Genomic DNA, 5275 nt, shown 5'->3' with positions numbered 1-5275 from the left:
CCTACGGCCAGACCCGCGCCAGCGCCCAGACGGTGTTCCGCGACGGCCGGCTGTACGTGGAGCGCTACCTGGCCTCCGCGCGGCACGTCGAGGTGCAGATCCTTGCCGACGCCCACGGCAACGTCGTCCACCTGGGCGCGCGCGACTGCTCGTTGCAGCGCCGGCACCAGAAGCTCGTGGAGGAGACCCCCGCGCCGCGGCTGCCCGCGCGGACCGTGGAGCGGATGTGCGAGGCGGCCGTCCAGGGGGCGCGGGCGGCCGGGTACGTGGGAGCGGGCACGTTCGAGTTCCTGGTGGACGGCGACGGCCGGTTCTACTTCATGGAGGTCAACTGCCGCCTCCAGGTGGAGCACCCGGTCACCGAGATGGTCACCGGGACGGACCTGGTCCGCGAGCAGCTGCGGGTCGCCGCCGGTGAGCCGCTCGGCTTCGGGCAGGCCGACGTCGTCCCGCGCGGGGTGGCGATCGAGTGCCGGATCAACGCCGAGGACCCGGCGGCCGGCTTCGTGCCCACCCCGGGGGTGGTCAGCGAGTTCGCGCTGCCCGGTGGCCCGTTCGTCCGCGTCGACACCCACGTCTTCGCCGGCTACCAGGTCCCCGCGCTGTACGACTCGCTGCTGGCCAAGCTCGTCGTCTGGGCGCCCGACCGGGAGCAGGCACTGGCGCGGATGGACCGGGCGCTCGACGAGCTGCGGCTGCGTGGCCCGCACGTGGTGACCACCGCCGCGTTCCTGCGCGGTGTCCTCGACCACCCCCGCTTCCGCCGGGCCGAGCACGACACCTCGCTCATCAACGAGCTGACGGGCTGAGGCCGGCCATGACCCCTGACCCCCACGGCGGCTGCCCACGGCGGCTCGTGGACGCATCCAGGGAGGAGACCCGGTGAACGCGCTCTGGGCCGCGGTGAGCACCAACGCCCGTCCTCGGACGGCGCTGCACCTGCCGTCCGAGGGACGGTCCGTACCCGTCACGCGCCTGCTGGCCGACGCCGAGCGGACGGCGACGCTGATCGCCGGCCAGCGGCGCGTCGGCATCCTGATGGCCAACGGCGAGCCCTGGCTGCGCGGGCTGCTCGCCTGCTTCCGGACCGGGGCCGCCGCGGTGCCCGTCGCGCTGCCCGTGGCGTTCGGGGGCGGCGAGGGCTACCAGCGGCACCTGCGCCGCGTCGTCGAGGACGCCGGGCTGACGGCCCTGCTGGTGGACGAGCAGAGCGCGCGCCTGCTCAGCCGGCTCGCGGCACCGCCGGGCGCCCGGCTGGTCGACATCACGCGGGTGCCCGACCCGGCCGGGCCGGCTGAGACGGCTGATGAGAACTCCGTCGACGAGAACCCGGCCGACGAGTTCGCGGTGATCCAGTACACGTCCGGGAGCACCTCGGCACCCAAGGGTGTCGCGCTGACCGCCGACAACGTCCTGGCCGGCCTGGCCGCCATCGACGGCGGCCTGGGCCTGACCGACGCCGACGAGATCGGCATCTGGTCGCCGCTGTTCCACGACATGAGCCTGTTCGGCACGCTCGCGCACCTGGCCAGGGGGTGCTCGGTCCATCTCTGGCGCACCACCGACTTCATCCGCGACACCCGTGGCTGGCTGGCCGCCGCGGCGGCGTCCGGCGCCACCGTGCTGCCCATGCCCAACTTCGCCTACCAGCGCCTGGTCGACACGGTCGAGGCCGACGGGGTTCCCGACGGGCTCGACCTGTCCGGCTGGCGGCTGGCCTGCAACGGCTCCGAGCCCGTGCAGTGGTCGACGCTGGAGGCGTTCAACCGGGTGTTCGGCCCCTGCGGGTTCCGGCCCGAGGCGATGCTGCCGTCCTACGGCATGGCCGAGGCCACGCTCGTCATCAGCCTGGCGGCGCTGGCGGAGCGGCCGTGGCACCTCAGCGTCGACCGGTTCGCCCTCGCGCCGGGCGACCGGGCCGTCCATGTCACCCCGGGTGCCGCGTGCGCCCGCCAGGTCGTCTCCTGCGGCACGGCGGCGCCGGGCATCGCCGTCCGGGTCGACGCCCCGGCCCCCGGGCGGGTCGGCGAGATACAGGTCCGCGGCGCGGCCGTGATGGGCGGCTACCTCGGGCTGCCCGCCGAGCGGCAGCCCTTCACCGCCGACGGCTGGCTGCGTACCGGCGACCTCGGCTTCGAGGCCGAGGACGAGCTGTTCGTGGTCGGACGCCTGAAGGACATGGCGGTCATCCGCGGCCAGAACTACTACGCCGAGGACGTCGAACAGATCGCGCGTCGCGTCCAGGGCTTCGACGTCCGGGTCTGCGCCGCCCTGCAGGCCGGGGACGGCGACGTCGAGCACATCGCGGTGTTGGTCGAGACGCCGCTCGCAGGCGCGGCGGCCACCGTCCTGGTGAACGCCGTCGAGGCGGCCATCGCCGCCGAGCTCGGCCCCGCGGTGGCGTCCGTGCATCCCGTGCCCGTCCGCTCCATCCCGCGCACCAGCTCCGGCAAGGTGCGCCGCCACGCCGCCAGGGCCCTCTACCGGAGCACGGCAGAGGCCACCGGAAAGCCGTAAGGGCTACCAGAAGACCCGTGAAGGACGCCTCATGAGTACGCGGACCGTCGAGGACGCGGTGGCCACCGCCCTGGCCAACCGGCTGCAGATGGACAAGGCCGACATCGACCTCGATCTCCCCATGCACCTGCTGCCGAGGATCGAGTCGGTGGTGATCCTCAGCGTGGTGGTGGATCTTGAGGATGTTCTGGGGGTGACGATCCCCGACGACGTCCCGTTCGAGGCGGTCACCGCACGTGACCTCGCCGCGCTCGTCCAGGAGCTCATGTGACTCGTCAGGGGCCTCGGGTGAGCCGCCGCTTCGAGCCGACCCCGCCGGATCTGGCGGTCTTCGACACCACCCTCGCCGACGCGGCCACCGTGCTGCGCACCGACGAGGCCGGGGTCGCCGCCCTCGGCCTGCGGCAGGTCGACGGCCTGCTCGACTACACCGACGTCGCCAACGCGGGGCTGCACTCGGGCACCGGCGCCACCGTGCCCGAGCTGGCCAGGCGGCTGCTCATGCGGTTCGTGGCGGCCGAGCCCGACGACTGGTTCGCCCCCGCGGACTGGACGGTCGCGGTACACCGGGCGGCCAGCGACGAGACCTTCCATGTGGCGGTCCCGGACCTGGGCGCCGAGGGCGTCGAACTCCTGGCCGACGGCCCGACCGGCAGCCCGACCGGCAGCCCGACCGGCAGCCCGACCGGCAGCTCGGCCGACAGCTCGGCCGACAGCCCGACCGACAGCCCGACCGACGGCCCGGCCGACGGCCCGACCAGCAGCTCGGCCGACGGCCCGACCGGCGGCTCGACCGGTGGCCCGGCCGGTGGCCTGCCGCTGCCGATCGTCACCGAAGGTCATCAGAGCAGTCCGTACCAGGTGCGCGTCCGGCTCACCGGCGAGTACTACGACGTCACCGACCGCCGGATCCGCGCGGCGTTCGACGACGTCCTCGACGCCCTGGACACCGGCGCGGTGCGTTACCAGGCGATCGCCGAACCGCTGCGCGCCGACCACCGGCGGTCCTGGGAGCTGGGCGTCGCCGACTGCGTCGTGGCGGGGCGGGTCCTCGCCGACCGGCTGCGGGCCGAGGGGTTCCGGGCGCGGGCCCGCCGCGGCTTCCTGCTCGGTCTCGTCGGCAACGACCACGGCTGGTGCGAGGTCCACCTCGACGGCCGGTGGCGCGCACTGGACCCGGTGTTCGCCCACCTCGCGGCCGAGCACGGCCGTGACGGCGGGGGGCAGTTCCGGGCGGCCTGCCGGGGCAGCCGGTTCAACCGTCTGCTGCCGTGCGCCGTGGCCGAGTCCGCCGCGCTGTTCCTGCGGCCGGCCGGCACGCCCGCCCCGGCGTGGGCCTTCGGCGCCGTGTCCGCACGCCTGCACCAGCTTCACCGGTTGCGTCGGCGCGCCGCCGTCACCTGAGCCCCGAAGAGCCCCGAAGAGCCCTGGAAAGAGCTGAAGAGAGCGGTCATGAAGTCAGACGCGACGGCGGAGTCAGCCGGCAACCGGGCGCCGGCCGGCAACCGGGCGCCGGCCGGCAGCTGGGCCGTCCCGCTCGGCGGGGACGCGCTGTTCACCTGGGACTACGACGCCGGCGCCGAGCAGATGCTGAGCCTGTACTCCCGTGGCAAGCAGCGCCAGTGGGACGCCGAGACGCGGCTGGACTGGGACCATGACGTCGACCCGGACAACCCGCTCGGCCTGCCCGACACGTTCATCTGGATCGCCGGCACGCCGCTGTGGGAGCGTCTGCCGGAGGCGGAGCGGATCACCGTCCGCCGGCACCTGGCGGGCTGGCTCTACTCCCAGTTCCTGCACGGCGAGCAGGGCGCGCTGGTGTGCGCGGCGAAGGTCGTCCAGACCGTGCCGGACATCGCCTCGAAGTTCTACGCCGCCACCCAGGTGATGGACGAGGCCAGGCACGTCGAGGCGTACCAGCGCATGCTGCATGACAAGATCAAGGTGCACTACCCGATCTCCGCCGGGCTGCGCGGCCTGCTTGAGACGACCATCGGTGACAGCCGCTGGGACATCACCTACCTCGGCATGCAGGTGATGATCGAGGGTCTGGCGCTGGCGTCGTTCAGCATCCAGCGGGACCGGATGCGCGACCCGCTGGCGCGGGCGCTCAACGCCTACGTGCTGCAGGACGAGGCGCGCCACGTCGCGTTCGGGCGGCTGGCCCTGCGTGACTACTACAGCCAGCTCAGCACCGCAGAGCTGCGTGAACGCGAGGATTTCGCGGTCGAGGCGTGCTGGGTGCTCAGGAACCGGTTCGCCGGCGAGGACATGTGGCGCAACCTCGACTACGGCGCCGACGAGTGCGTCGCGCTGGCCAACCGCTCACCCGGCCAGCGCGAGTTCCGCCGCCGGCTGTTCACCCGGATCGTCCCGACGTTGAAGGACATCAACCTGTTCGGGCCCAGGATGCGGGAAGCCCTGCGCGAGCTGGGCGTTCTCGGGTTCAGCCGGGTCGACGGAGCCGAGACCTCCGCCGAGGACGAGCGGATCGCCGACGACATCGCCGCGCTGGAGCTTGCCGTCCGGCAGCGGGAGGTGTCCGCGGCCGTGGCCCGCGGCGCCGGATCCGACGACGCCGGCAAGGACGACGCCGGCAAGGACGAGGAACGACCGAAATGACAGAACACACCGAACCGGCCGCGTCCACCGAACTGGCTGAACCAGCCGAAACAAGTAAGACAGCCAAAAAATATGATCCAGTCAAAACACATGAGCCAGCCGAAATGAGCGGACCAGCAGAAACAGGCGCGCAGGT

General features: G+C 73.0%; 5 protein-coding genes. All 5 read left to right on the top strand.

The features are described from left to right. A partial coding sequence (locus tag NBX02_RS14295) for an ATP-binding protein (protein ID WP_445548429.1) occupies positions 1-809 on the top strand: 809 nt, incomplete at its 5' end. A 73-nt stretch (positions 810-882) separates the two neighbouring features. Then, positions 883-2517 carry an AMP-binding protein gene (locus tag NBX02_RS14290; protein ID WP_250291716.1) on the top strand — a complete coding sequence of 545 codons (1635 nt, stop codon included), beginning with the start codon at positions 883-885 and terminating at the stop codon, positions 2515-2517. 31 nt (positions 2518-2548) lie between these two features. Then, positions 2549-2788: an acyl carrier protein gene (locus NBX02_RS14285; RefSeq protein ID WP_250285208.1), complete on the top strand. Its 240-nt coding sequence runs from the start codon at positions 2549-2551 to the stop codon at positions 2786-2788. A gap of 17 nt (positions 2789-2805) precedes the next feature. Next, a complete protein-coding gene (locus NBX02_RS14280) occupies positions 2806-3921 on the top strand; it encodes a transglutaminase (RefSeq protein WP_250291714.1) in 1116 nt (371 codons plus the stop codon). Between the two features lie 48 nt (positions 3922-3969). Continuing rightward, complete coding sequence (locus tag NBX02_RS14275) at positions 3970-5139, top strand: ferritin-like domain-containing protein (RefSeq protein WP_250291711.1); 1170 nt, start codon at positions 3970-3972, stop codon at positions 5137-5139. The last annotated feature ends 136 nt before the right edge of the window (positions 5140-5275 follow it).

The organism is Protofrankia sp. CiP1_Cm_nod1, from assembly GCF_920888515.1.
GTDB lineage: Bacteria > Actinomycetota > Actinomycetes > Frankiales > Frankiaceae > Protofrankia.
This window is presented reverse-complemented; position numbering and strand designations above follow the sequence as displayed.

Bases quoted from the DNA above. Each gene is read 5' to 3' on its own strand.
- NBX02_RS14285 (WP_250285208.1), top strand. From the start codon at position 2,549: ATGAGTACGCGGACCGTCGAGGACGCGGTGGCCACCGCCCTGGCCAAC.
- NBX02_RS14275 (WP_250291711.1), top strand. From the start codon at position 3,970: ATGAAGTCAGACGCGACGGCGGAGTCAGCCGGCAACCGGGCGCCGGCC.